The 26,151-nt window shown below is 39.4% G+C and carries 22 protein-coding genes and 1 riboswitch; of the genes, 5 read left to right on the top strand and 17 right to left on the bottom strand.

The genetic code is table 11. The features are described from left to right. Positions 1–18 precede the first annotated feature (18 nt). Positions 19–1,749 (top strand): B12-binding domain-containing radical SAM protein, encoded by a 1,731-nt coding sequence (locus tag RSX31_RS01785; RefSeq protein ID WP_315633006.1) that lies wholly within the window; start codon positions 19–21, stop codon positions 1,747–1,749. A gap of 26 nt (positions 1,750–1,775) precedes the next feature. Here the strand turns inward: RSX31_RS01785 and RSX31_RS01780 are convergent, their stop codons facing one another. Then, positions 1,776–1,901 (bottom strand): hypothetical protein, encoded by a 126-nt coding sequence (locus tag RSX31_RS01780; RefSeq protein ID WP_262371605.1) that lies wholly within the window; start codon positions 1,899–1,901, stop codon positions 1,776–1,778. Then, positions 1,901–2,062 carry a hypothetical protein gene (locus RSX31_RS01775; RefSeq protein ID WP_315633004.1) on the bottom strand — a complete coding sequence of 54 codons (162 nt, stop codon included), beginning with the start codon at positions 2,060–2,062 and terminating at the stop codon, positions 1,901–1,903. Before RSX31_RS01775 ends, RSX31_RS01780 begins: the two co-directional genes overlap by 1 nt. Before the next feature lie 165 nt (positions 2,063–2,227). Here RSX31_RS01775 and RSX31_RS01770 point away from each other — a divergent pair, with 165 nt between their 5' ends. Further along, positions 2,228–2,752: a hypothetical protein gene (locus RSX31_RS01770; protein WP_148968531.1), complete on the top strand. Its 525-nt coding sequence runs from the start codon at positions 2,228–2,230 to the stop codon at positions 2,750–2,752. Positions 2,753–2,785: 33 nt separating this feature from the next. Here RSX31_RS01770 and RSX31_RS01765 read toward each other — a convergent pair whose 3' ends face one another. Further along, complete coding sequence (locus RSX31_RS01765) at positions 2,786–4,138, bottom strand: TrkH family potassium uptake protein (protein WP_315633001.1); 1,353 nt, start codon at positions 4,136–4,138, stop codon at positions 2,786–2,788. Between the two features lie 266 nt (positions 4,139–4,404). Here RSX31_RS01765 and RSX31_RS01760 point away from each other — a divergent pair, with 266 nt between their 5' ends. Then, positions 4,405–4,605 carry an alpha/beta-type small acid-soluble spore protein gene (locus RSX31_RS01760; RefSeq protein WP_044337619.1) on the top strand — a complete coding sequence of 67 codons (201 nt, stop codon included), beginning with the start codon at positions 4,405–4,407 and terminating at the stop codon, positions 4,603–4,605. Positions 4,606–4,683: 78 nt separating this feature from the next. Here the strand turns inward: RSX31_RS01760 and RSX31_RS01755 are convergent, their stop codons facing one another. From RSX31_RS01755 to RSX31_RS01725, 7 genes are all read right to left on the bottom strand, one after another. Then, entirely contained in the window at positions 4,684–5,760 is a 1,077-nt protein-coding gene (locus RSX31_RS01755; protein WP_315632999.1) for an anti-sigma factor domain-containing protein, read from the bottom strand. Continuing rightward, complete coding sequence (gene sigI / locus RSX31_RS01750) at positions 5,757–6,512, bottom strand: RNA polymerase sigma factor SigI (RefSeq protein WP_315632998.1); 756 nt, start codon at positions 6,510–6,512, stop codon at positions 5,757–5,759. Before sigI ends, RSX31_RS01755 begins: the two co-directional genes overlap by 4 nt. A gap of 199 nt (positions 6,513–6,711) precedes the next feature. Continuing rightward, entirely contained in the window at positions 6,712–7,890 is a 1,179-nt protein-coding gene (locus RSX31_RS01745) for a hypothetical protein (protein WP_315632996.1), read from the bottom strand. 210 nt (positions 7,891–8,100) lie between these two features. Next, positions 8,101–8,892 carry a TerC family protein gene (locus RSX31_RS01740; protein WP_315632995.1) on the bottom strand — a complete coding sequence of 264 codons (792 nt, stop codon included), beginning with the start codon at positions 8,890–8,892 and terminating at the stop codon, positions 8,101–8,103. Positions 8,893–8,990: 98 nt separating this feature from the next. Next, positions 8,991–9,088: riboswitch (yybP-ykoY riboswitch) on the bottom strand. A 63-nt stretch (positions 9,089–9,151) separates the two neighbouring features. After that, positions 9,152–9,613, bottom strand: coding sequence for a hypothetical protein (locus tag RSX31_RS01735; RefSeq protein WP_315632993.1), 462 nt, complete (start codon positions 9,611–9,613; stop codon positions 9,152–9,154). 186 nt (positions 9,614–9,799) lie between these two features. Further along, positions 9,800–10,888 carry an SDR family oxidoreductase gene (locus tag RSX31_RS01730; RefSeq protein WP_315632991.1) on the bottom strand — a complete coding sequence of 363 codons (1,089 nt, stop codon included), beginning with the start codon at positions 10,886–10,888 and terminating at the stop codon, positions 9,800–9,802. A gap of 121 nt (positions 10,889–11,009) precedes the next feature. Beyond that, positions 11,010–14,099 (bottom strand): efflux RND transporter permease subunit, encoded by a 3,090-nt coding sequence (locus tag RSX31_RS01725; protein ID WP_315632989.1) that lies wholly within the window; start codon positions 14,097–14,099, stop codon positions 11,010–11,012. A 196-nt stretch (positions 14,100–14,295) separates the two neighbouring features. On the opposite strand from RSX31_RS01725, the gene RSX31_RS01720 reads away from it, so the two are divergent. Beyond that, positions 14,296–15,168 (top strand): hypothetical protein, encoded by an 873-nt coding sequence (locus RSX31_RS01720; protein WP_315632988.1) that lies wholly within the window; start codon positions 14,296–14,298, stop codon positions 15,166–15,168. Between the two features lie 495 nt (positions 15,169–15,663). Here the strand turns inward: RSX31_RS01720 and nhaC are convergent, their stop codons facing one another. From nhaC to RSX31_RS01700, 4 genes are all read right to left on the bottom strand, one after another. After that, entirely contained in the window at positions 15,664–17,070 is a 1,407-nt protein-coding gene (nhaC, locus tag RSX31_RS01715; RefSeq protein ID WP_315632987.1) for a Na+/H+ antiporter NhaC, read from the bottom strand. A 503-nt stretch (positions 17,071–17,573) separates the two neighbouring features. Beyond that, entirely contained in the window at positions 17,574–18,602 is a 1,029-nt protein-coding gene (locus RSX31_RS01710; RefSeq protein ID WP_315632986.1) for an EAL domain-containing protein, read from the bottom strand. A 207-nt stretch (positions 18,603–18,809) separates the two neighbouring features. Next, entirely contained in the window at positions 18,810–20,378 is a 1,569-nt protein-coding gene (locus RSX31_RS01705; protein ID WP_148968519.1) for a peptide chain release factor 3, read from the bottom strand. Positions 20,379–20,559: 181 nt separating this feature from the next. Continuing rightward, the gene (locus RSX31_RS01700) at positions 20,560–20,793 is read right to left on the bottom strand and encodes a YueH family protein (RefSeq protein ID WP_148993435.1); all 234 of its coding nucleotides are present in this window, start codon (positions 20,791–20,793) and stop codon (positions 20,560–20,562) included. Positions 20,794–20,965: 172 nt separating this feature from the next. Between RSX31_RS01700 and RSX31_RS01695 the strand changes: the two genes are divergently transcribed. Continuing rightward, entirely contained in the window at positions 20,966–22,183 is a 1,218-nt protein-coding gene (locus RSX31_RS01695; RefSeq protein ID WP_148968517.1) for a NupC/NupG family nucleoside CNT transporter, read from the top strand. Positions 22,184–22,229: 46 nt separating this feature from the next. Here the strand turns inward: RSX31_RS01695 and RSX31_RS01690 are convergent, their stop codons facing one another. The 3 genes from RSX31_RS01690 to RSX31_RS01680 form a co-directional block, all read right to left on the bottom strand. After that, positions 22,230–23,216, bottom strand: coding sequence for a GGDEF domain-containing protein (locus tag RSX31_RS01690; protein WP_315632983.1), 987 nt, complete (start codon positions 23,214–23,216; stop codon positions 22,230–22,232). A gap of 194 nt (positions 23,217–23,410) precedes the next feature. Then, positions 23,411–24,886 (bottom strand): UDP-N-acetylmuramoyl-L-alanyl-D-glutamate--2,6-diaminopimelate ligase, encoded by a 1,476-nt coding sequence (locus tag RSX31_RS01685; protein WP_315632981.1) that lies wholly within the window; start codon positions 24,884–24,886, stop codon positions 23,411–23,413. A 186-nt stretch (positions 24,887–25,072) separates the two neighbouring features. Then, complete coding sequence (locus RSX31_RS01680) at positions 25,073–26,128, bottom strand: M42 family metallopeptidase (RefSeq protein WP_315632979.1); 1,056 nt, start codon at positions 26,126–26,128, stop codon at positions 25,073–25,075. Between the last annotated feature and the right edge of the window lie 23 nt (positions 26,129–26,151).

Raw genomic sequence — 26,151 nt, 5'->3', positions numbered from 1 at the left:
TATAAAAGGAGCTTATTTATGAAGAAAGTCGTTTTAAGTACGTTAAATGCAAAATATATTCACACCAATCTGGCCATTCGTTGTCTTAAGGCCTTTGCAGAGCCTGAACATGAAATAGAATTGGCTGAATACACCATTAAGGATCCCACCCTTAACATCGCTAGTGACTTGTTCTCGAAAAAACCTGATATTATAGGATTCAGCTGTTACATTTGGAATATCGAAGAGACGATCAAAGTGATCAAGATCCTTCGAAAAATCCTGCCTGAAGTAACCATCGTCCTGGGGGGACCAGAAGTCACATATGATGTTCCCTATTGGCTGGAGCGATTGGAAGACGTTGACTTTATCGTTATCGGTGAAGGGGAAGAATCCTTTAAGCAGTTATTGGATGAACTGAATGCTGATAGAGACTTTTCTAAGGTCCATGGAGTGGCTTACTTAGTAGATGGAAAGCCGGTCATCAAGCCACAGCAGAATAAAATAGATTTAAGAGACGTACCCTCACCATTCCGCTTTCAAGAAGACCTGCCTCAATTGGGTAAAAGGGTTACGTATATCGAGACAAGCAGAGGTTGTCCATTCCGTTGTCAATTCTGTCTTTCTTCAATCGAAGTAGGTGTACGTTACTTTGACAGAGAAAAGGTAAAAGATGACATTCGATTCTTAATGAAAAATGGCGCAAAAACAATTAAATTTGTGGATCGTACGTTCAATATCAGCCGAAGCTATGCCATGGAAATGTTTCAATTCCTAATCGACGAACATTTACCTGGAACTGTCTTTCAATTTGAAATCACAGCAGACATCATGAGACCGGAAGTCATTGAATTTCTGAACGAAAATGCCCCAGCAGGATTATTTCGCTTTGAGATTGGAATCCAATCAACAAATGACGAAACGAATGATCTTGTGATGAGAAAACAAAATTACTCCAAACTGACAAGAACGGTTACCATGGTTAAGAATGGAGGAAAGATCGATCAGCATCTGGATTTGATTGCCGGTCTGCCAGAAGAGGATTACAATTCATTCCGGAAAACTTTCAATGATGTATTTGAACTGCGCCCAGAGGAACTTCAATTAGGATTTCTGAAGATGCTTCGCGGTACGGGCTTAAGGATTCGTGCCAACGACCATCAATATACGTACATGGACCATTCACCCTATGAGATCCTCGGGAACAATGTATTATCCTTTGATGATATCGTTAGAATCAAACAGGTTGAAGATGTATTAGAAAAGTATTGGAACGATCATCGTATGGATCGGACGATTGAATATCTGGTGACCGAATGCTTTGAAACACCATTTGATTTCTTCCAACTATTCGGTTCCTATTGGGAAAACCGTGGTTGGTCAAGAATCGGACATCAACTGGAGGATTTGTTTAAAAGACTGCATGAGTTTTTATATACTGAGACAAGCTACAACATGTCGATTATTGAAGGCTTAATGAAACTGGATTATTTAGAGAATCAGAAGTACAAACCAAGAAAGCCTTGGTGGACACATGAACTGACGAAAGAAGAAAGGTCTGCTATTTACCAATCCTTGCTGGCACAACCAACCATAGCAGGTGAAGCTTTCTCTCGGCTAAACTTAAATGAAAAGGAATTGTATAAGCATACACTCCTTGAAACCATTCAGTCGAAGGATGGACAAGATCAGTATGTTTTAGCTTACTTTGAACCTGCCACAGGTCAATCTACCGTATTTGAGTTTGGCCGACAATCTGTTTCACTATAGACAAGAAAAAATGTTAAGCGAATCGCTTAACATTTTTTCTTGTCATTTTTTGCTTTCGGCTGTTTTTGTGTCACTTCCAGAATCTTGGCTGCATTAACATCTCCAAATTCCTGACCAAATTCTTCACGAAAAGATTGTTTTTTATCCTTCATCAGCTTCTACCCTTCATACCTTTTGAAGAGTTTCTATTCTTTCCCTTAGCAGGATCTTCTCCTTGAGTGAATTCAGCGGAGAATTCTGCCTCTTGCTTATTCTTTAAAGGTGTTTGATTATTCTTTTCAGCAGCATTATAGTGAGCTTTTCGTTTCATCATGTGACTCATCTCCTTTATAACCTTACTTTCCCCACTCGATTCTCTTTCCATTCCAATAGACATATGATTTTCACTGCGAAAGGTATTCCAATACTAGAAGAAAAAGTCTGAATAAATGAAGCATTTATCCAGAAACTAATCAAAAATGCTAAATGAGGATATGCAATGATACTTGCCTTCTTACTTTGTTATGCTCTACTTGGATGGAAATTCGGGAATTGGAAAGATTTTTACAGCTATTATCCAACATTATTGTTTTTTATTATTGGAGATCTACTCTCCCAGTATCTTTTATACGACTATTCAATGTGGCAGTTCCAAACGGTTACCGCATTAGGTGACCACATCAACCTGAATCATACGATCATCTCATTGAGTAAAATGGTTGTGCAATACACAGCAACCATTGCGATCTTTATCGGCAGATTGCCTTCGACTTTCCGGGGAAAAGTAATCTGGGTTATGTTGTGGACGTGCATTTACGGAGTGACTGAAGGCCTTTCTCATATCTTTGGAATGATGACTTATCACAATGGCTGGCATTTTGGCTGGGACATCCTATTTAATATCATGATGTTAACCGTACTCATCATCCATCATAAAAATCCAATTATAGGATGGATCGTATCCTTCCCCATCATTTTCTTCCTATGGATCTATTTCGATGTTCCCTATTCTGTACTCAAATAAAAAACGATGCGGATTCAGCATCGTTTTTTTTATCTATCCAATGATAACTCTTTCCTTAGGATAATGATATTTGGTGGTTTTCTCTTTTCCTCCTATCATAAACAGGAAGGATAGAATTCCGACACGACCGATAAACATCAAGGCTATGATAACGCACTTCCCTATAGATGATAGATCTGATGTAATCCCTAAAGATAAACCTGTTGTTCCAAAGGCAGAAGCGACTTCAAAGATTATTTCAATAAGACTGTGATCTTCTGTAATCGTTAAGATAACGACTGACACAAAACACATAAGAACCGCTACCATCGTAACGACTAACGATTTAATGATATCCTGTTCGTGTACTTCTCGTCTAAAAACCTTGATCGTTTGATTGCCTCTGGCAAAGTGAAATAAGAACAAGATATTCAGGGCAAATGTTGTTGTTCTGATTCCACCACCCACTGAGCTGGGAGATGCCCCAATAAACATTAGCGCACTCAAAACCAACAATGTAGGAGTTGAAAACTCAGCTACATTCATGGTTGCAAGACCACCACTCCTCGTCGATGATGATTGAAAGAGTGAATAAAAGAATGATTCATGCCAAGCCATGCCTGCAAAAAACTGATCATATTCGAACAACCATATAACTAAGGTACCCGAAATCAATAATATAGCGAATGTGATCGTTGTAATTTTTGTGAATAATGAAAAATGATGTTTGCTTCTTTGCTTGTTCATTAAATAGTCTTTTGTCTCGATCAAGACAGGAAATCCAATTGCCCCCAGAGTGAGCAATATGATCGTAATAAATTGAACAAAATAGTCATCTTTAAATGGGATAAGTGACTGACCGGTTATATCAAAGCCCGCGTTAGTAGTAGCACTCACTGAGGCAAAGAGCCCTTGTATAAATGCTTCCTGCCAGCTTGGATAGTAGCTCAGGAAATATACCCCTAAAATAAATGCCCCCACCAATTCAATTACAATGATAAGCAATAAAATTTGTTTTAATAGGTGAACAAGACCGGACAGATTGGTTTGATTTTGATCCGTCATGATCAACCGCCGTTCTTTCAAGCCTATTTTCTTACCTACTAAAAGCCAGAAAAAAGTTCCCAGAGTCATGATACCAATTCCACCGAACTGTAAAACAAATATCAATAAGAAAATTCCTGCTGTGTTAAACGTATCCGCCGTACTTACAACGGTTAAACCGGTGACACTTACAGCACTAACAGAAGTGAAAATAGCATCAATGAAACTCCACTTCGCCCCCGGTTTATGGGCAAATGGTAAACTCAAAAGAATCGTTGCCACTGTTACAGCGATAAGATAGAAGGACACAATGACTTGAGCTGGTGTCAATTTATTTAAATTTAATCTAAGTTTATACCACATATATGTATTTCCCTTTCAAGGTTATTTCCTTCTCTATCTTAATGAATATGTACAAAGAATGAAAGGAAAAATGGATAATTTCCTATATGTTTATTCTTTCTTTAACAAAAGCAGCTTAAACCACCAAGTATGACTGATCCATTCCACCCTCATACAAACTATACAATTTCGGCGAAATATTACCATTCATGTTCGAAGAAATAAGACAAATAATAGTACTACAGAAACATCATTGTTTCAAGTCTACTACTAAGGAGGAAACAACCATGGCTAGAAGCAGTAATAAATTACTCGTTCCTGGTGTTGAACAATACCTTGATCAAGTGAAATATGAAATCGCTCAAGAGTTTGGTGTGACACTTGGATCAGATACAGTAGCTCGCTCTAACGGATCCGTTGGAGGAGAAATTACAAAACGACTCGTTAAACAAGCTCAATCTCAACTTTCCGGACAACAAACTAAATAATATTGGCTTGGGTAGCTGGATTCACCAGCTACCCCTTATAATTGAGAACGACCCATTTTTGCAAATGGGCCGCTTTTTTTAATCATCTTTATATTTCCTGTTATCTTTTCGTTCTTGGTGATCCTTTTTCTTTTCATCTTTCCTGTCTTGATGATCAGATCGATTTTCCTTGCCTCTTGAATGATCTTCTTCACGATTAGACCAATCATTTGTTTTCTCGTTAGTCTTCTTCCATTTGTGATGGTCAGAAGGATTATCTTTCACATGGGACTTTTCAGTTTTTTCTTGCTTATTGTCATTTGGAAGTGGTTTATCGTTCTTTGGATGGTTCTCAGGTTTCTGTTTCTTCTCCACAGATGGTAGCTCCACCTTTTGATTCTCAACCTTTGACTTCTCCTCTATTTTTATCCCCTTTTTAAGTACATCTTCCTCTTTAACCTCTGCTTTTGGATCCTCGGCGGTTTTTGGTCTTATTGGTGTTTCAGCTTTTTCAGTTTCCCGTAGCAACGAGCCTGCAGTCATTCCTTTATTAGAAGCTTCTTCTCTCATTTCCTGTGACGTTTCTTTGACCGTTATGGTCATGTTGTGATCTGTGCTGTATTCTTCTGCAAACTGGTTGATTTCAGTAATCAACTCATCTTCACTCTCACTATTTGTATCTTCAAGAAAAGAGGAAGTGATAAGTACATTTTGATTGTCATTTAAATATCCCAATTCTTCACATAAGAAAAAGATTTTCTCAGTCACTTCACTTACATCCAACTCTTCCCAATCCCCTAACTCTTTGATAAGTACTTTGGCATCATGATTGTACGGAGTAATCTCTATCACCTGTTGTTTTTCATTCAGTGTCAATTCCATACTTGGATTGATATCGACAGACACATAGGCATATGCCTGATTACTCTGGAAAAATGCACTTGAAATCAGGGAGAGAATGATGATTAAAGCTGTTACTAATGAAGTTGACACTTTCCAATTCCATTTAACAAATCGTTTGGCCGAAGCAGCATCGTTATGCAAGGGAAAGAAAGGTATCTCCTCCCCAATAGCATACTTTTGATTGGGCTGTTTTCTTCCAGTCAGAAATTCCCCATCTGGTGTCATCATAACGAGGATATCACTCTTGATTTCCATAATGATCCCTTTTTTCATATCTCTAACCGCCCTTTTAAGTAATCCCGTAAATACACATAATCTCCTATAAGAATAAGAGTAATGGCAATAATATATTTTCTATTTCTCTCAATTGTTTTTCTACTAACGTTTACCTGTTTCTCTAATTTTTTTATGGGTAACCGTTTCTTTTCAAGGAGATAATCCAATAATTCTTTGGAGTTCACTACCGTTTTAGCTATGTCAATGGCATTCAGTCTGGCATCTTCATGCTTAGGTGATTGTTCGACCAGCTCATGGAAGGATAATTTGAATTGAGAAAGATGTTCTTGGAAAGAGATGATCTCTTCCCGCCTCTTCTTACCCTCTTGCTGTTTTCCATATTCTTCAACAGAGACGATTTGCTCGATAGTTAAATTTGGGGTCTCTTCATCGTCCTCAACCAGACTCTTGTCGATGCTTACATCCTGATACTTCCCGTTTTTTCTGATATAATCAATTACTTTCCGTTTGATGATCACTTCAGAAAAACTGATGATGGACGTCCCTCGCTGATGATTATATTTTAAGATAGCGTCATGAAACGCGATAAGACCGATGCTAAATTCATCATCATTTTCATAGATATATCGTTTGCAGACTGAAGATACCGTTTTTTTTATAAATGGCTTATAGTCTTCCAAGACTATGTTCAGTAATTGTTCATCACCATTTTGTATTCGTATCGCCATGTCTTCAAGGGTTTGTTTTTTCTTTTGCTTGGCTAGTAAAAATAGTAATACATTTAGCATCAGTCTCACTCCATCCTGCACACTATTATACTCATATGATGTTGTTTTTAAAAGGATAATAGAGAGGAAGGGGTACTGCTTAAGTAATCTTTCCAAATGCACCCAACTAAGCTAATGACAAATTACTTTAGTTCCAGTATCCCCTTCGTGACTGACTTTCATTTGAATTCCAGCTTATCCTGAAGCTATTTCTCTATACTTAATCTTTATTGTGGCCCTTTCCGTTTTCTTTTCCGCTTTCCCTGTTCTGACCCTGGCGTTCCTTTTGTTTTGCAGCTGACTGATGTTGTTTCTTTTCTTCTTTAACATCATGTCGAGCTTGTTTTTCCTCGTTCTTCATTTGTTTACGTACTTCTTTAGCTTCTTTTTTCTCTTGCTTTTGTTGTTGTCTTAATTCTTTTTTCGCTTCTTTTTCAACGTGCTTAACTTTTACAGGTGGAGTTTTTTCTGTTTCTTTTTTCACTGTTGGAGTTGCCACGGTTTTGTTTTCATCTTTATTTTCATCCGTCGTTGTATCATTTGCTGCTGATTCTGAAACCGGAACTACAGAGTCTTCCATCATCGATTCATCGGATTCTGTTTCTTCTTGAGCACTTGCTTTTTTCGACCTTTTTTCTTCTAGCTTTGCAAGCTTTTCCGCTAATTTTATATAACTTTTTTCAATGTTCTTTTGAAGGGCGGCTTTCGCTTTAGGGTTCTCCACTTTCTCGAGATTAGCTTTAAGTGAAATGATATTTTGTGACATTAATTCTTCAATTTCAGTCATCTCATCCGATTTCACTTCAGAATCTGCTTCTTCTACAGCTCCTACTTCATTACTATCTTTGGTTTGTTCAGTTTCACTGTTTTTCTCTTCAGTATTCGATTCGTCTTGTGTTTCGCCCTCTGACTCTTCCATTGATTCATCGTTAGAAGCTTCTTCATTCTCACCTTGTGGTAATTCTTCTCCAGAGCGTTGAATCATTTCGATGGCATGATTGATTGCTTCAATGGCTTCCGCTTCTTTTCCTTCTTGAAATAAAGCTTCTACTTCAGCAAGTCTTTCTGCTGCATACTCTGCAAGTATTTTAGCTTCTTTCGCGTCATCCATCGTAAAAGCAAGCTTCACTTTCTCAAGAGCTAGCTTAGCAAAATAAAAGAAATCACCAGGAAGTAATGAAGGGGTTTCTGTCTTTTCTAATTTTTCAATTTCTGTCTTAGCAGAATCAATCATTGCTTCATCATTCACTGTAACTCCTGTACTGTCCTTTTGCTCAATTGTAACCGTGTCGAACGTTTTTTCATCGTTATTCGCATAAGCCAATGAACCTGAAAAGCTAATAGATCCTGCTACTAATACAGCTAAAGATGATTTCATTATTTTGGAATGTTTTGTCATATGTACACCTCGGAAGATAAATTTTTATTGGTCGATCGATCGCCTTATTAAAGGAATTACGTTAAGAGAATTTTTTTTGAGGGGGTTTATACAAATTTAAATTGAAAAAGTTCTTAAGGAGGGACTGGATGGTAAGGGAGAGGTAGACATATGATTTCTCATAGTAAAAAAGCTAACGTGAATTTTTCTCACGTTAGCTTTCGATTTATTTTATTCTGCTTTGGCTTCTGCTTTTGTTTCTGCTTTGGCTTCTTCCTGTTTAGCTTTCTTTCGTGATAATAAATATCCTCCAACTGATAAAAGGATTAAAACGGTCCAGAAGACGAGCTTCCATGGCTTTGATTCAGGGAAATGGTGATCCAGGATCGCCACATCTGGATGAGCAAGCGTAAAAACAGCAAGTTTAACCCCTACCCAACCAACGATTAAAAACGCCGCTGATTCCAATGTAGGATATTTCTCCAATAGCTTCACAAACCATGTTGCAGCAAATCGCATGATCACCAGGCCGATGATTCCACCAAGGAACATGACGATAAACTGACCGCCGTCAATTCCACCGACATCAAACCATCCGGTTGGCTGCAAAGTAACCGCTAAAGCTACGGCAGCTAACATGGAGTCAACTGCAAAGGCGATGTCTGCAAGCTCCACCTTCAATACAGTCGTCCAGAAACCTGAGCCCTTGTTTGACTCTGACTCAACAATTCCCGTGTCTTTCCTCTTTTTAACAAAATGATGAATCGACACATAGAATAAATAGATTGCACCGATGGCTTGAACCTGCCATACATTCACTAAGAACGAGATGAGAAATAGTGCAGCAAATCTAAATACAAATGCTCCTAACAGACCATAAAAGAGTGCTTTCTTTCTTTGTTCTACCGGCAGATGTTTAACCATGACCGCCATAACAACTGCATTATCAGCAGCCAGAATTCCTTCAAGACCAACAAGGATGAGCAGTACCCAACCATATTCCAATAACATTGAAGCATCCATTAATGTAAGTCCCTCCTATTTACACAGTTAGTTTTCCAATAGGCAAGGATTTTTATAAAATAAAAAGACCCTTGCCTAAATAAGGCAAAGGTCTTGCTGAGCATAATCATTATGCCAACAAAGCCGATGGAATAATCCATGAACTGACGACTTTGTTTAGGTATGTCACCTATAGCTACTCCCCTTTGACAGGTAGAAAACGTTTAAGTTGTATAGCCATATCTTACCTCAAGAATGACGTTTCGTAAAGAGATAAAACTTAGTGGATCCGGATTAGGATTGATCGAATGATCAGCCCAAGTACCACTCCTGGAATCACAAACATCATCGGCAAAAAGACAGGTCCGATAAATTCACCAAATAAATATACCTTCGGAGAGTACATCAAGCCAACGGTCACCATATAAGCAGACATGACAAAAGGTAAAAATATATAAGGTTCTTCCTTTGTTTGAGCAAGCTTATAAGCATCCCACATGGCAAACATATAAAGACAAGGATAAAACATCAACCATTGATAATCGATTACAGTAGCTGCTTTATGGGTTTCCCCTAAAAAACTATACATGATCCCTTGATTGAAATTACTTTGGACATTGATGATAATCTCAAGAAGCACAAATAAAGTTCCCTTAAACCAAAGTCCAACCAATAATTGCGGAAAACCAGGAAGAGCAATGCTCCATAGAATTCCTTCTAATTTTGTAATAGAAGTTTTCATGGGCATCCCAGTAATTGGCGATGAAGTGAATGAATTAAAGGATGTATGTACCGGGTCGGATCTTGCGTAAGGGAAAATGACATCTCGAGAATCCTCCTATTGATGCTTCTCCCATTATTTTTACCATTTCCCTCCCAATTATTACGAGGATTAAGACACTATCTAACAATTTTCATGAAAACATCCTTAATTAATCTTCACATGTAATTTTTCGTTAGAATAATGTTCAAGATAAAATTCGACCATTTTTTCAATTTGGCTTGAGAGGGTAGGGCATTGAATATGGGACCCTCTCAAGTCTTCTTGGGCATATTGACAATTGAACCTTCCTTCAAGTGTAAAATAGTCAAGTGCTTCACGTTCAACCTTTAAATATCTGCGTACAAACCGAAAGCCCAGTGCCCAATTGGAAAGAGATAGGGGAACCCTTCCCCGCGGCTGTTTCTTGTACATATGCCAAAGAATCTGTTCATACACTTCCTTTACCGTCACTGGGTGTGGATCGGTAAGATGATAGGTTTTCCCTTTTCCGATCCCTTCGTGGCCGAGGTATATAGAAGCTCGGACGACATATTCGACAGGTACGATATTGATGAAGGCATCACCTTCTCCCAGAAAGGGTATCCAAGGTAAAAACGATAATCGTTTAAACATATTCATAATAAAATACGGACCATCAAACTTAACTGTCTCACCCGTCTTGGAACTTCCTTTAACGATACCGGGACGGATGATCGTAATCGGCAGGATTTCCTTCAGTTCCGCAACGTATACCTCTGCTTCATACTTTGTCTGTTCGTAGAAATTATTAAAGCTGTCCGGATATACAAGCTCCTTCTCATAAACTTCCCCTTTACGTGTACCGGCTACAAACGCAGTAGAGAAATAGACATATCTCTTTAATCGGTGAAGTGTTTTACAGAAACTATTAACATGGCTTGTTCCCTCGACGTTTACTTTATATGCAAGATTTTCAGGGACGGCAAGATCGTAGATGGCAGCCAAGTGCCAGACATACTCCACTGTTTCGCGTAATTCACCTATTTTCTCTTCTGACATTCCAAGATCAGGTTGTGTAATATCTCCTTTCACTAAAATGAGATCGGTTCCTTTGTTTCCTGCAAGCTTCCCGGCTAATTCCTCTGCTTCTTTAGTTATAGTGTCTAAATGAAGCAAGTAAATCGATGATGCCTTCTCTTGACTAATTAATTCTTCCACAATATTACGACTTAAAAAACCTGGAAAACCCGTGATTAAATATATCCCTTTCTTCATATCGCTTCACCCCCGCCGTGGACTTCTTTCAAAATGGGTAAAAAAGCTAACCTGCAGTAAGGTACCTGCTCGATTTAAGGAGGTGACTTCTTAGCTGTAAGGTTAGCTCGTTTAAATTTGACTATTCTTTATTACCGTATGCTTCACGATTTCTCTTCATTCTTCTCGTTTCTTTATCAAAAAAGCTATATACAATCGGAATGACATAAATCGTCAACAGTGTACTGCTTATTAACCCACCAATTACGGCTATACCCATCGGCTGATTGATCTCAGTACCTTCCCCGAGTCCAAGGGCAAGAGGCAACAAGCCAAGTATAGTGGTCAATGCGGTCATTAATATCGGCCGTGCCCGATCCTGAACTGCTTCAACAATACTATCAAAGCTATTGATTCCTGATTCTTTACGCTGGTTGATGTAATCGACGATCACAATCGCATTGTTTACAACTATGCCTGCCAGGACAATGACACCTATAATCGCTGAAATGCTTATAGGTGTTTGAGTTACCGCCAGCGCTATTGCGACCCCGATGACCATGAGGGGCACTGTAAACATAATGACAAATGGATACTTAAATGATTCAAACTGTGCAGCCATGACCATATAGACAAGAACAATCGCGAGTCCAAGTGCAAGTGCCATATCGTCAATGGAGTCTTCCAGCAACTCCCTGTCACCACTGAAGGAAACCAAAGTCTCATTCGGAAGTTCCAAGGATTCTATCTTCTCATCCACAGCTTTCGAGATTGCCCCGAGATTGGTGGACGATGAATACTTCAAAGTGAATTGAACCGCGTGCTGCTGATCGATCCTTTGTATACTGACAGGACCATCTTCTATCGAAAAATCCACTACAGAATTTAATTGAATATACTTTCCTTGTCCGTTAGGAATAAGTAGTTTTTTCAGAGAGTCCAGATTCTCAGTAATATTACGGTCATATTGTACGAGGACATTTATGACATCAGACGTCTCTGTAACCATTTGTGTCGCCAATACACCTCGTGTTACATCCTGTACAAGGGTGCCTATCTGAGCTGGTGCCAACCCTTGTTCGAGAGCTTTGTCGCGGTTCACTTTCATTTGGACTTCTTTGACCGTTTCCATTTGATCCGTCGTCACTTCTGATACGTTTTTCATACCCTTCAAAGAATTGAATAATGCATCGACAGATTGATCCAATCGTTTTGGATCTGTATCTCTTAAATTGAACGTCAGGGTTTGAGGGCTGGAACCTGATGTTGACTGAAGGTTAAAAGAAACTTCCGATGAATCATTTACCTTTTTCGCAGCTTTTTCTATCTCAGGTTTTACTTCATCTGCAAAAGTGAATATGGATCTCCCACGATCCTCCAAAGGCTTCATTTTTACATACACTTCAGCAATATTCCCTTTTGAACTTCCTCTAAAGGACTCTTCCTGAGTTGTACCGACCAGGCTTACAAAAACATCAACATCTTTCTCCTTTTCCAGCCTATCTTCAATTGCATTTACAACTTTATTCGTCTCTTCCACGGATGCTCCATTATCTAATTCGACTCTCATATTGAAAAACCCTTCATCCGTTGGAGGTAAAAACTGTGTTCCTACTGTCGTTAAGCCGAAACCGCCTGCGACCAGAGTGAGAGCCGTAATAAAGAGGACGATGAATCGGTGACGAAGAGCCCACTTGACAGACCTGGCAAATGTTTTTCTGCTTTTTGAGCGCCTGCGCTTCGCTTCGAGATTTCCTTTAGGCTTCTTCAATAATCTGCTTGCTAACATCGGGATGACCGTTAAGGCTACAACGAGCGATGCTAATAAGCTAAAAGAAATGGTCAGGGCAAATTCGGTAAACAATTCACCGAGCAAACCTGAAATAAAGACAACAGGTAAAAACACTGCAACTGTTGTTAAAGTAGATGCCGTAATGGCTCCACCCACTTCTTTGGCTCCGACACTCGCAGCCTCTCTTGGTGTTTTACCAAGAGAAAGATGCCGATAAATATTTTCAATTACAACAATGGCATTATCCACAAGCATTCCAATTCCAAGGGCAAGTGCTCCGAGAGTCATAATATTCAAAGCGAAATCAGCAAAGAACATTAAGACAAATGTAACGATGACAGAGTATGGAATCGCCACACCAATGATTAACGGACTCTTTACATTCTTTAAGAATAGGAATAGAACAAGCATGGCAAAAGCCCCGCCAATGATTAGGGAGTTTGCAATATTACCTATCGCTTGGGTAATGTAGTCCCCCTGATCAAAGAGAATGTCTGCTTTGACTGATTTGTATTGGTCTTGTTGAAGTAGACGATCCAGCTCATCTTGGAATTCTTTTGAAACAGAAGCCGTGTTTGCGTCGGATTGTTGTAACACACTAAAGAGGATGGCAGATTCCTGATTGGCACGAGTGATCGTATTCGTGTCCTGCTGCTTCTTCTCAACAGCCGCCACTTCCCCAAGGGTAATCTTCTTACCATTTTGAGGGTTCACTTGAAGCACCAATTTTTCCAGTTCTTCAACGGACTGTAATTCACTCATAACCCGGGTGGTTAAGGTTTGTCCATCAGTTTCTATGGTATCCCCAGGTGATGTTACATTATTTGCTCTGATCGTGTTAATAACGTCAGATTGACTTAGACGATTATCTTTCAGCGCTTGTTGATTTAATTCAATGACCACTTCATCCTTGAGTGAACCAGAAACGTTTACATTGGCCACTCCTTCAACCCGGGTTAATTCCAATTTCAAATTCTCGGATAACGTCTTTAAATTGCTTTCCTTCCCCTCTTCACGTAATGAGAATTGAATGATTGGGAATTGGGCAGGATCAAACTTGAGAAACCTTGGATTATCCGCCCCATCTGGAAGTGGAGTTTGATCGATTCTTTGAAGAACATCATTTTCTATCTCATCAATGGAAGTTGTCCATGAAAATTCAAGGAGAATGAAGTTTGAACCTTCCCTGGAAGTAGATTGGATATTTTTCATTCCTGGTAAAGTTGACAAGCTTTCCTCGAGTGGCTTTGTCAACTTTTCCACTACTTCTTCAGGACTGGCGCCCGGATAATTGGTTACGACGACCCCAACTGGAGGGTTTAGATCAGGAATGAGCTTTAAAGGTATTCGGAGGAGGGACACCCCTCCAAGAATAAGAATGAGTAGCATTGTGACAATGGTGAATACAGGACGGCGTATGGAAAAATCACTGATTTTCAAACGGACGCTCCCCTTTCTATATCTATATTGTTCACTACGGATCGGAAGCAGTTAATGTTAACTATAGTCTCTTCAGGAAAATCCTTCAATATTAAAGCTTCTACTAGAGAAAATGTTCACAAATTAATCACCTTGATAAATAATTACACCTAATCTGTATACACTATTTTTATACTGAAACGTTAGGAGCATTAGCATGGCGAATTGGGTTCCATTTGTATCCCTTAGTCTTATCAGCATTATCCTGTTGGTCATAATTGTCGTTAAGAACCGTCATATATCTGCTCGGATTTTATTATTTTGGCTTTTCATTTCCGGTTTAGCTTATGTATTCGAATATATCATCTTTGTATTATTTAACAGCTATACGTATCATCCCCATATTTTATCGAATAATTACAATGATAGTGTGTTGGGATCGATTAGTTCCCAGGCCTTTTCAGTGCCAATCGCGCTGACGTATATTGTTGTCTATCATTTAAGATCAACCAGGATTGCCTTGATCATTGGTTTATTCTTTCTCATAGAAACATGGTTCACCTATTCAAATTTTTACGAACACCATTGGTGGCAATCGTATTACACATCATTTTTCTTAATCCTTTCTGTCATGCTGTCTAAAGTGTGGTGGAAGCTGCTTGAAAATACTCCTAATCACTATGTACTGTTCATTACCTTGTTTTTTGCACTATCAACCGTCTCCCTTTCATTTGCCTGGATTCTTTCATCCCTTTTGGAACTATATATCCTCCCATTGCATCATTTCTCTAATCCTACACGGGACTTGATTGCAGGAAATGCAATGTACATTTGGTTTACCACCTACTTTTATGCACTGGTTATCTTTTTTAGAAATAAGGATAAGCAATATGCACTGTTGACCATCCTTTTCCTGTTAACAATAGAAGTATTCATGGTCCAAGAAGGTGTGTTGCTATTAAAGAATCCACTCATGATGATGGTTCTTCCCCTTTTTCATTTTTCAGTGATTTCAATAGGCGGATATTTTTACAATCATCATTTCCCAAATTATGTTGAAATCACACGAAAAGAACTGCCCTCTGGATAATTCATCTTTTAGAAAAAAATTCGATGAATGACCAGGACAGTCCTCATTATTTTCATACAGGCTCTTTGTGTAAAGTTTGTCGCTATCTCATTGTTGATTGTCGGAAGAAATAGGGACCGTTCCTTTCCTCTCCAGGCACTTGCTTCCACGGGGCTGGCGGTGAGCCTCCTCGGCTGTGCCTCCGGGGTCTCACCTGTCCAGCTATTCCCGCAGGAGTCAAGTGCTTTCCGCTACAATCCACTCTGTGATTCTACATTTTGGCCCCTTTTTGGGATTAAAAGGAGCAAAAAAGTAACCCCGGTATTGCCCACTTGGGAATTACCTTGTTTTTTCAACCATTTAGCTCTGTCACATATATCCATAAAAATGGTGAGGGGAGCTGCAAGCGGAGCAGTTCCCCTCACCATCCAACTCACACTCATATTGACAGAGCCCAAGCAAAACTAATGTTTTAAAACAACAAACTTTACAAAAAAGAAGCTTCTTATTAAATATTTAATTTGATATAACTGGATTAGATTCAGTTTGTTCTTTTTCAATGGTCCAGCCGGTAAATCCATAAAGAATCGTTATGACGGGAGATATGAGACAAAAGATTGCAAACGGTAAATACTCTACTGTGGCGACACCTAATACATCAGTTAAGAATATACCACATACACTCCATGGTACTAACGGGTTAATGACCGTCCCAGCATCTTCTAACGTACGTGATAAGTTTTTGGGATGTAACCCAAGCTTCTTATATTGGGATTGAAAGGCTTCTCCCGTTAATAGGATGGACAGATACTGCTCCCCTACAACCAGGTTTATACCAATGGCCGATAGAGCCGTTGAAAGAATCGTTCTTCTTCCTGATTGAAGGATCGTTGAAACTTTATTAAGCAATACAGGAATAATACCAAGTTTAAATAATAATCCACCGAGGCTTAAAGAGAGAATGACAAGAGAAATCGTAAACATCATGCTGTTCACTCCTCCTCTAGTTAAAAGTGAGTCGATGGATTCCACCCCTGTTTTGGATTCAAATCCCGAAAATAACACCTGAAAAAGTTCATTCAGCTTCAAAGATCCATGTAAGAACGAAAGGCCGATTGAGACAACTATATTGATCGCAAGCGTTAGGAGTGCAGGGGTCTTAAATACGATGAGAACAATTAGTAATAATACAGGAACAAGACTGTACCAATGAATCAGACCTGTTTGATCCAAGCCATCCTGTAACGATTTCAGCTGTGTTAAATTGACATCGCTTGTTTCCGGTGATAAAAATCCAAAAACGATGAGTGTAATAATGAATGCAGGGACAGTTGTCCAGGCCATATTACGAATATGAGTAAATAAATCTACTTTCACAATAGAGGAAGCAAGGTTCGTTGTGTCTGATAATGGCGACATCTTATCTCCAAAAAAAGCTCCTGAAACAATCGCGCCTGCTGTGATACTCATGGACAGTCCCATCGCCTCACCGATTCCGATAAGTGCCACCCCTATGGTAGCCGCCGTCGTCAATGAACTTCCAATCACGATGCCGCTCAAGGAAGTAAGCAAAAAGGCAATCGCATAAAAATTATTGGGTGATACAAATTCAAATCCATAAAACATCAAAGTGGGAATGGTTCCACTGAGTAACCAACTGCTCACAAGAAGACCAATAAAGAAAAAGAGTAATATTGCTCCTAATCCACCTTGTGCCCCAACAATCATCCCTTGTTCAATCTCTTTGAATTTCACTTTACGACTAAGCCCATACACCATCAAAAAGAAGAGCGATATGATGATGGGAATATGGGGGACTGATCCGAGCCCAATAATACTGCCACTGATAATCCCCAGTACAGCGATCAATATCACTGATGCTTCTATAACGTTTGGTTTGTTTACGCTTTGGATGTTTAACATAGTAACACTTCCTTCTCTAAGTTGAAATTGATGAATTGGAACAGAAAGAACAACAAAAAGAACTCTCCATCCCGAATAGGGACGAAGAGTTCTCCGCGTTACCACCCTAATTGGAATAAACCTATTGTCATACATTCCCACTATTCATTCACTACTATTCATGAATAGTTGACAGGTAGTTTATTCCCACTTCATAAAGGTTTGTCCCTGGATAAAGCCTCATTTACTTAGAGGATTTATAAGCAATGTAATTCAGAAATAATGGACCTGGGCTCTCACCTGCCGCCCAGTCTCTGATTGCTGTCCACTTATTTCCTACTGCGTTGCTCAAGACAAAAATATTTAATCTAATCGCTAAGAGCTCGCAGGGACATTATCCTCTTTCACTCTTAAACGCTTTTAAGCACTAAAGTAATTATAGTAGTATTTTATCATCGTATTGAAATATGTCAATGATTTTCATTAAAAAATACCCCTCTTTGTAAGAAGAGATGTCATTTCAGCTATACAAACAGGGATTGGACAAATGGTTCTTTTGCTTCAAGAGCCGGCTTTCCTATGAAGTAGCCTTGTGCATAATGAACACCGATTTTTTTACAGAATAGCAATTCTTCTTTCCTCTCAATCCCTTCTGCTAATACAAGGATGTTCAACTCCGTTGCAATCTTCATGACCTTATGTAAGAACTCCTGGTTCTCTGGAACGCTATCACAATGATTGATAAAAGAACGGTCAATTTTCACATAGTCTGGCTTAAGGAGAGTCAGCATTTCGACAGTGGCAAAACCGGAACCAACATCATCAAGCGCCACTTTCATTCCTTCACGCTTATATACATCAAGGACGGATTTTAAATGCTCCACATCCCCAATTTTCTCTGTCTCTACCACTTCGAATACAAGATCCTCAGGATTTAAACCTAATTCGTTCACGATTTGAAAGGTATGGCGTAAACAAAATTCAGGATTATAAATCGTAGAAGGAAGGAAATTAATGAAACTTTTAAAACCGGGTTTCACCTGACCTACACGGCATTCAATCGCTGATTTCCTTGCTTTCAGGTCTAACATGGAATGAAAGCCTGTTATGGCGGCAATTTCAAATAATTTTCCCGGATTAATCTTTTTTGATTGTTCAGCTGTCCGTAAAAGAGATTCATAACCCAAGAGACTATAGTCGCTTAAATCAATGATCGGCTGAAGGTGACTGATGAATTCCCCATCCTGAATCATCTCTACCATCTCTCTATGTTTCATTAACAATATGAATTTGCCTACTTCCATGAATGAACCCGGATGGTCGATACAATTAATGCTGCACGTCCATCCACCCTCTTCCAAAAATTTCTCTTCTCTAACAAGCTTTTCATATAGTACATTCAGATTTTCATATGGAAAAACATATGTACCATCTTCTAATTGCGAAGAATATCCCTTCAACGGCAAGGTATGATGATGATCATTATGTAAGAAAAAGTACCCTGCATCATGATACTCCATGGTTACTGCACAATTTGCACACGATATGTTCATTCTCCACTATCTCCCTTTATTATTAAAATTTTACCTATATGTATATACTAAGACTTTTCACCTAAACAATGCTACTAATATACATATATTCTAGGAAAAATTCACTTAATAATGGTAAAAAGTTCAATTATATCCAGATGACATCCTCCATTCCGACTACAAAAAAACACCCCTCCAAGTCCAATCCTTGAGGGGTGTTCACGATCTTTACATCAAACTATATAATCGAATATCCGGATTTTTATCATTGAACCATCTCATGGCAAAATCATTTTCAAACAAGAATACCAGGTTATCATGACGGTCTTTCACCAGCATGCTTCGAGAGCTTGACATTGTTTCCTTAACATCTTCTTCATTTTCAATCCATCTGGCTATTTTTGATCCAATCGGTTCCATTTTCACATCAACATTATACTCATTTTTCATTCTGTGCTCGAATACTTCAAACTGTAGCTGTCCGACTGCACCAAGTATAATATCTTCCGTGCGGGTCTTATAGTATTGGATGGCCCCTTCTTGAACCAGTTGAAGAATCCCTTTTTGAAAATGCTTCTGTTTCATTACGTTCTTAGCTGTAACACGAACAAAAAGTTCAGGTGTAAATTGAGGGAGCTTTTCATATTGGAAGCTCTGCTTTCCTTGAACAAGCGTATCACCTATTTGATACGTACCCGTGTCATAAACCCCGATAATATCCCCACTTACTGCTTCGTTTACAGTGCTTCGATCGTCTGCAAGAAATTGTGTGGATTGAGCAAGCTTAATCGATTTACCTGTGCGGGAAAGATTAACCGTCATCCCTCTTTCGAATTGCCCAGAACAAATGCGGAGAAATGCAATCCGGTCACGGTGAGCTGGATTCATATTGGCTTGAATCTTGAACACGAAACCAGAGAACTCCTCTGCCGTCGGCTCAATTTCTCCTGCGTCGGAATTCCTTGGCTGAGGAGATGGTGCAAATTGTAAATACGTTTCAAGAAACGTTTGAACACCGAAATTCGTTAATGCACTACCGAAGAAAACGGGAGAAAGCTCTCCATTCGCTATTCTCTCACGTGAAAACTGGTTTCCCGCTTCGTTCAGAAGCAACACATCTTCAAGGGTCTGATCATATAGGTTACTTTCCTTCAGTGGGTGTTCTCCCTCGATTTCACCTTCATCGTTTAAAGGAATGAAACGATCTTCATCCTCCACGCGGAATTGCTCAATTCGATTATGGAAGCGATCATAGATACCTAAGAATTCTTTCCCCATTCCTATCGGCCAATTCATCGGATAAGATTGAATTCCAAGTACTTCTTCAAGCTCTTCCAATAATTCCAATGGTTCACGGCCTTGACGATCGAGCTTATTAATGAATGTGAAGATCGGTATGCCTCTCATTCGGCAAACTTTGAAAAGCTTTAAGGTTTGTGCTTCAATCCCTTTGGCTGAATCAATGATCATAACCGCACTATCAACAGCCATCAATGTTCTATAAGTATCTTCAGAAAAGTCCTGGTGACCAGGTGTATCCAGGATATTCACCCGATAATCATCATAGTCGAAAGCCATAACAGAAGAAGTGACTGAAATCCCTCTCTGCTTCTCAATTTCCATCCAATCAGATGTAGCGAACTTTCCTGATTTCTTACCTTTTACAGTCCCAGCTGCCCGAATCGCCCCTCCAAAGAGAAGAAGCTGCTCAGTTAATGTTGTTTTCCCGGCATCCGGGTGGGAAATAATAGCGAAAGTCCGTCTTGACTGAACTTCCTGTATAAAGTCAATTTTCATTCATAAAATCCTTTCTCGTCATTCTCACTTTCTCATCATATTCGTTCTAAAGTGACAATGCAACAAAGAATCAATACCTTAGTAAATCAGGGATGTTTCACACATCATTTCCTATTGGTATGAATTTTGCATTTTCACTATCACGCCCATACAGTATTCATCAAAATGGCTTTAAGGACACTTACATTTCACTTGTCCATTGAACAATCCGGGAACTTAATGTTCCTGCTGTTTCTTTTGAAACCCTTCCCTGTAATGATTCCAGTATTTTAGTTTGTATATTATCTTCATCATAGGTGAAAGAATAAGACCATTGAATATCCGGGACTGCAATCAATATGAACTCATCCTTCTTGTTTTCATAGATATATACTTTTTGTTCCATGCCTTCCAAAAAATTTTTTCTGATCTTCAAAATGTGTATCCCCTTTCATGAAAACGCTTTATTGGCGCATACTAATGACGATGTTGTCCGTACAACTTTAAGAAAATCGTGTAATTGTAGGTTGTCAGACGTCTGAAAGAATTGTAAAATAAAAAACCGAAAGCATCAAGTTACAAACTTAAATTTCGAAGAGGTGAAAGAAGTGCAATATTTATGGGGTATCATGGGTATTATTGTCGTTCTGGGAATTGCTTTTGCATTTTCTACGAACAAAAAGCGTATTAATTTCAGAACCGTCCTTGGAGGACTAGCTATACAGTTATTTTTCGCTTTTATCGTGTTAGAAACTTCTTGGGGTCAGAATTCTCTAAAAGGATTGACTCAAGTTGTAAACGCTATTATCAATTATTCAAATGAAGGGATCACCTTCCTTTTTGGAGGACTTTATACGGAAGAATCCAATATAGCGTTTATTTTTGCGTTTAATGTCCTTCCTGTCGTTATTTTCTTTTCAGCTTTAATTTCAGTCCTTTACTATCTTAAAATCATGCAATTTTTCATCAAAATTTTAGGTGGCGGACTGGCAAAGCTGTTAGGAACAAGAAAGGCGGAGTCGCTTTCTGCAGCAGCGAATATTTTCGTCGGCCAAACTGAGGCTCCGTTAGTAGTAAGACCTTATCTATCCAGAATGACTGAATCGGAACTTTTCGCAGTCATGACGGGTGGACTTGCTTCTGTTGCAGGGTCTGTATTAGTCGGATATTCCTTATTAGGGGTTCCTTTGGAATACTTACTGGCAGCAAGCTTCATGGCTGCTCCTGCAGGACTTGTGTTGGCAAAATTATTTGTACCTGAGACAGATAATACACCAGAACCAAAAGAGCTTGATATGGAAGCGGATTCTGATTCTGCAAATGTCATCGATGCAGCGGCTAAAGGGGCCAGCGTCGGGCTTCAATTAGCTTTAAATATCGGTGCAATGCTACTGGCCTTTATCGCACTTGTCGCGATGATCAACGGATTGCTTGGCTTAGTAGGCGGCTTGTTCGGTATGGACAGCCTTTCACTGGAACTTATCCTTGGTTACGCCTTTGCTCCACTTGCTTTTGCTATTGGAGTACCTTGGAGTGAGGCAGTCATCGCCGGAAACTTCATTGGACAAAAGCTTGTCATCAACGAATTCGTTGCTTATTCCGCGTTTGCTCCTGAAATCGGGAACTTATCGGATAAAGCGGTAGCTATCATCTCCTTCGCACTATGCGGATTTGCGAACCTTTCTTCATTAGGTATTTTACTTGGTGGACTTGGTAACCTTGCCCCTGACCGCAGAGGAGATATCGCCCGCTTAGGATTAAAAGCCGTCATTGCCGGTGCACTCGCTTCGTTACTAAGTGCGGCAATTGCTGGTATGTTCGTATAATATATATGATTATAAAAGAAGCTGTCCACATGTGGACAGCTTCTTTTCATCTATAGACTGCTGATGGAATGTAAAGCTCATCATTTGCAAGGCAGGTCCTTCCCTTTCCCGCTTTCTTAGCTACATAAAGCCTTTGATCGGCAAGTGCGATTAGCTTTTCCGGGTCATTGGCTTCCGTTGTTTCAGCCTGGCCAAAACTCATGGAAATCGCAATAGGCGTTAGAGCCTCCAAGCGGTAATACAAGTCCTTTAAAAACTGGTGGATAACATGGTCATCCATTTGAGGCAGTAAGATGACAAATTCTTCCCCTCCATATCGAAATGCCTGTCCCTTATAGGGCTCCGTGATAGTACGAAATACTTCCCCAACCTTTCGAATCACTTCATCCCCGGTTAAATGCCCGTAATCATCATTCACCTTTTTGAAATCATCGATGTCACCAAGGAGTAAGGTGAAAGATTCATTCGCATCCACTTTCCGTTTAAACTTCTCCTGAAACGATAGTTGATTGAACAAGCCAGATAAATAATCTCTATGTGCGAGATGATGATAGGCTTCTTTTTGCGCATAATGAGCTCGCTCACGGAGCATGATCAGAGCACCGAAAAGGCCAATGATCCAAAGGAAAAACAAATTTAAAAAAAGAGTGAAATAATGTTGGAAATCTGTTAAGTTGACGGTCAAGATTCCCATCAAAAGGTATGCAAGACTAAATACTGCAAGAGAAATGAGGGCCCCTTTGGTTCTCCAATAAATGGTTGCATGCATGACAAACAATATGGAAATTGGATAAAGCGGACTATGTATCCCTTCTGATAAATACATCAGCCAGATCAATGCCAGGAAATCGAATATTATCCCGGCTTTTAAGATGAATTGGAGACTTTTTTTATCATCCCTTGCCCGAATAAGTGCAATTTGAGTCACAAGCATATAGATGACCCCGGATACTAATAAATAGGGAAAGAACGTTTTATTGGTAGTGATATTATCAGAAAAGGGCGGTACGTAAAATATGAGAGTAGCTATCACAACAAATAGCCACCTCAAAGTAGAAAACAACTTCTCAGTTTCGTAATCATTCAAGTACAACGAAAATCTCATAAGCTTCATTCTCTCATCATTTAATATATAGTTTAAATTTACCAAAGTTTATGAAAGCCGTCTATGTACATATAAAAAAACAGACCAACATCATTCATATTGGTCTGTTACTCCGTAGAAAATTATTCAGTTACACCGTACTTTAACTTGCTTTCTTCTATCGCAATATTCTTGTCACTATGAGGATATTTCGTATTTTCGATGATTTGATAATCCTCATGACCTTTACCGGCAAAGATGATGATATCCCCCGGTTCACTTACCTCCACTGCATGCTTAACCGCTTCGGCGCGATCCCCGATTAAAGCGTATTGTTCATGCTGCATTCCTTTTTCAAGATCTTTTAGAATGCTATCGTATTCTTCATATCGCGGGTCGTCTGTTGTTAAAATCACATAGTCTGCTAGTGATGCCTTTTCTGCCATCGTAGGACGTTTTGTCTTATCACGATTTCCTCCTGTACCAACGAGGAAAATGATCTTGTTTTCTTTAAACGGCAGGACGGATTGAATGGCATTTTCGATTGCATCAGGCGTATGTGCATAATCGATGTAAACGGATAGAGGTGCTTCCATTTCAACCTTCTCCATTCTCCCACTTACAGGTGGGAGATCGCGTACAATTTCCACTAGTCTGGATACTTCCATCCCCTTCGCATACAAACATGCCATGGCTGTCAGTACATTGTAAACATTGAACTTCCCTAATAACTTCATTTCTACCTCAAAGCTTCCTTGAGGAGATACAAGTGTAAACTTTGTTAGATCATTAAAATATTCTACATTTTCTGCTTTGAAGTCTGCGTGCCCTTCAAGTCCATAGCTGATCACTTCATGAGGAGTCATATAGCTGTAGCGCTCATACCATTCGTCATCTGCATTTAGAACAGCGTATTTTGGTTCTTGAAGGTCCTGACCTAGTTGAGAAAACAATAATCCTTTGGCATAGCCATAGTGTTCCATCGTTCCGTGATAATCCAAATGATCATGACTTAAGTTGGTGAAAGCCACCACATCAAAGTCGATTCCCCAAAGCCTACCCAACGCGAGTCCGTGTGAGGATACTTCAAGGGTGAAATTCTGAATATCGCGATTTATCGCTTTTTGCAGCATCTGCTGGTTCGTTAAGTTGTCACAGGTTGTGTTTTCACTCGGGAGTAACTCTCCATCTAAATTAAAGCCGATTGTACCGGATAATGCAGAACTCCGGCTGTCATTTTTCAGAATGGAGTGGATCAGGTTACTCACTGTAGTCTTTCCATTGGTTCCCGTTACGCCGAAAACCGTTAACTTCTTGGAAGGGTAATCATAATACTTATTGGATAATTGAGATAAGGCTTTGAATGAGTCTTTAACTACGACTAATGCTGCTTTATTTAAATCGATGTCTAATTGTTTTTCTGCTATGATCAGGGTGGCTCCTTTTTCAACGGCCATATGTGCATAATCATGTCCATCCACTGTGTAGCCTCTTGTACATACAAACATGCTTCCTTCTGTCACTTTTCTGGAATCGACATGAATTTCGTTTATTTCTGAAGGCAATTCACCGTAAATGGTTTTTAATTTAATGCTGTCTAATAGATTATATGTAATCATTTGCTTACCTCTTTTGTATTAATATTGTATCTATTTTATCTTATCATCTTCGCTTTGATAAGAGAAATACCTCCTATAATCAAAACAAACTTTTCTCACACAAATGTCACCATACCCCCATTTACGATGGCTAAAACAAAAAAGTCTTTGATCACACCAATAATAAGGGTGACCAAAGACTTCACTTTACTCCACAACCATCTTTGATTGAACATAGTGCCAAAGTAATTTTTCCGTATTGAGGATCGAGGATTCATGCGTTCGCTCATATGCATGAGAAGCATCGATGCCCGCACCGATCAGTCCATGAACGATGTCAAAGCCTGCACGGATCGCGGCTGATGCATCGGAACCATAGTAAGGGTAAATATCTACCTTATATTCGATCCCGTTTTCTTCAGCTAATGAGACTAAGTGTTTACGCAATTCGTAATGATAGGGTCCACTCGAGTCCTTCGCACAAATAGAAACGGTGTATTCATCCGTTGATTGTCCATCACCGATTGCTCCCATATCCACCGCCAGATATTCAATGGTTTCTTCAGGAATATTGGAATTCCCCCCATATCCTATTTCTTCGTTATTGGATATTAAGAAGTGGGTCGTATAAGGAAGTGTGATTCCTTCTGATTTGATTTGGTGAATTAAGCGTAGAAGCATTCCCACACTTGCCTTATCATCTAAATGGCGGGACTTAATAAACCCGCTTTCTGTAATTTCAGCGCGCGGATCAAAGGAAACAAAGTCACCCACCTCTATGCCAAGTTCCCTTACTTCCTTTGCATTTTGGACTTTTTCATCAATGCGGACTTCTATATTTGTTTCGTCCCTTTTCGCCTCACCCGCATTTTTGTATACATGTACGGATGTTTGATGCATGAGAATGGTTCCACTGTAGGTTCTGCCTGAAGAGGTTTCGATCTGACAATACTCCCCTTCGACTGCATTCCATCTGAATCCACCTATCATGGATAAACGCAAACGTCCATCCCCCTTAATTTCCTTGACCATGGCACCAAGGGCATCCACATGGGCCGTCAGCATACGATGCCTTCCTGTATCTTCGCCAGGCAGCGTAATGATCAGTGCACCTTTTCGGTTTCTTTTCATTTCTACATCTAGGTCTGATAGATAATCCTCAACAAAATTCATTATCTTATTAGTGTTTCCTGAAGGACTTGGAATTTCAACAAGCTCCTTAATTATTTCAAGTGTTTTCTTCGTATCTGGATATGTATTCAATTGACTCCCTCCCTTATCGTATT

Origin of the sequence: Rossellomorea yichunensis, from assembly GCF_032337515.1 — a bacterium.
In the GTDB taxonomy this organism is placed as follows: domain Bacteria; phylum Bacillota; class Bacilli; order Bacillales; family Bacillaceae_B; genus Rossellomorea; species Rossellomorea yichunensis.
The sequence above is the reverse complement of the archived record's forward strand: the minus strand, read 5'-3'. Positions and strand labels throughout refer to the sequence as shown.

What these genes read in the sequence shown, in the direction of transcription:
- RSX31_RS01685 (WP_315632981.1), bottom strand. Translation starts at nt 24,886, where the DNA reads ATGATTACATATAATCTATTAGACAGCATTAAATTAAAAACCATTTAC.
- RSX31_RS01765 (WP_315633001.1), bottom strand. Translation starts at nt 4,138, where the DNA reads ATGTGGTATAAACTTAGATTAAATTTAAATAAATTGACACCAGCTCAA.
- RSX31_RS01785 (WP_315633006.1), top strand. Translation starts at nt 19, where the DNA reads ATGAAGAAAGTCGTTTTAAGTACGTTAAATGCAAAATATATTCACACC.
- RSX31_RS01755 (WP_315632999.1), bottom strand. Translation starts at nt 5,760, where the DNA reads ATGAAAAAAGGGATCATTATGGAAATCAAGAGTGATATCCTCGTTATG.
- RSX31_RS01775 (WP_315633004.1), bottom strand. Translation starts at nt 2,062, where the DNA reads ATGATGAAACGAAAAGCTCACTATAATGCTGCTGAAAAGAATAATCAA.
- RSX31_RS01730 (WP_315632991.1), bottom strand. Translation starts at nt 10,888, where the DNA reads ATGAAGAAAGGGATATATTTAATCACGGGTTTTCCAGGTTTTTTAAGT.
- RSX31_RS01740 (WP_315632995.1), bottom strand. Translation starts at nt 8,892, where the DNA reads ATGGATGCTTCAATGTTATTGGAATATGGTTGGGTACTGCTCATCCTT.
- RSX31_RS01745 (WP_315632996.1), bottom strand. Translation starts at nt 7,890, where the DNA reads ATGACAAAACATTCCAAAATAATGAAATCATCTTTAGCTGTATTAGTA.
- RSX31_RS01770 (WP_148968531.1), top strand. Translation starts at nt 2,228, where the DNA reads ATGATACTTGCCTTCTTACTTTGTTATGCTCTACTTGGATGGAAATTC.
- RSX31_RS01720 (WP_315632988.1), top strand. Translation starts at nt 14,296, where the DNA reads ATGGCGAATTGGGTTCCATTTGTATCCCTTAGTCTTATCAGCATTATC.
- RSX31_RS01735 (WP_315632993.1), bottom strand. Translation starts at nt 9,613, where the DNA reads ATGAAAACTTCTATTACAAAATTAGAAGGAATTCTATGGAGCATTGCT.
- RSX31_RS01705 (WP_148968519.1), bottom strand. Translation starts at nt 20,378, where the DNA reads ATGAAAATTGACTTTATACAGGAAGTTCAGTCAAGACGGACTTTCGCT.
- RSX31_RS01710 (WP_315632986.1), bottom strand. Translation starts at nt 18,602, where the DNA reads ATGAACATATCGTGTGCAAATTGTGCAGTAACCATGGAGTATCATGAT.
- RSX31_RS01780 (WP_262371605.1), bottom strand. Translation starts at nt 1,901, where the DNA reads ATGAAGGATAAAAAACAATCTTTTCGTGAAGAATTTGGTCAGGAATTT.
- RSX31_RS01760 (WP_044337619.1), top strand. Translation starts at nt 4,405, where the DNA reads ATGGCTAGAAGCAGTAATAAATTACTCGTTCCTGGTGTTGAACAATAC.
- sigI (WP_315632998.1), bottom strand. Translation starts at nt 6,512, where the DNA reads ATGCTAAATGTATTACTATTTTTACTAGCCAAGCAAAAGAAAAAACAA.
- nhaC (WP_315632987.1), bottom strand. Translation starts at nt 17,070, where the DNA reads ATGTTAAACATCCAAAGCGTAAACAAACCAAACGTTATAGAAGCATCA.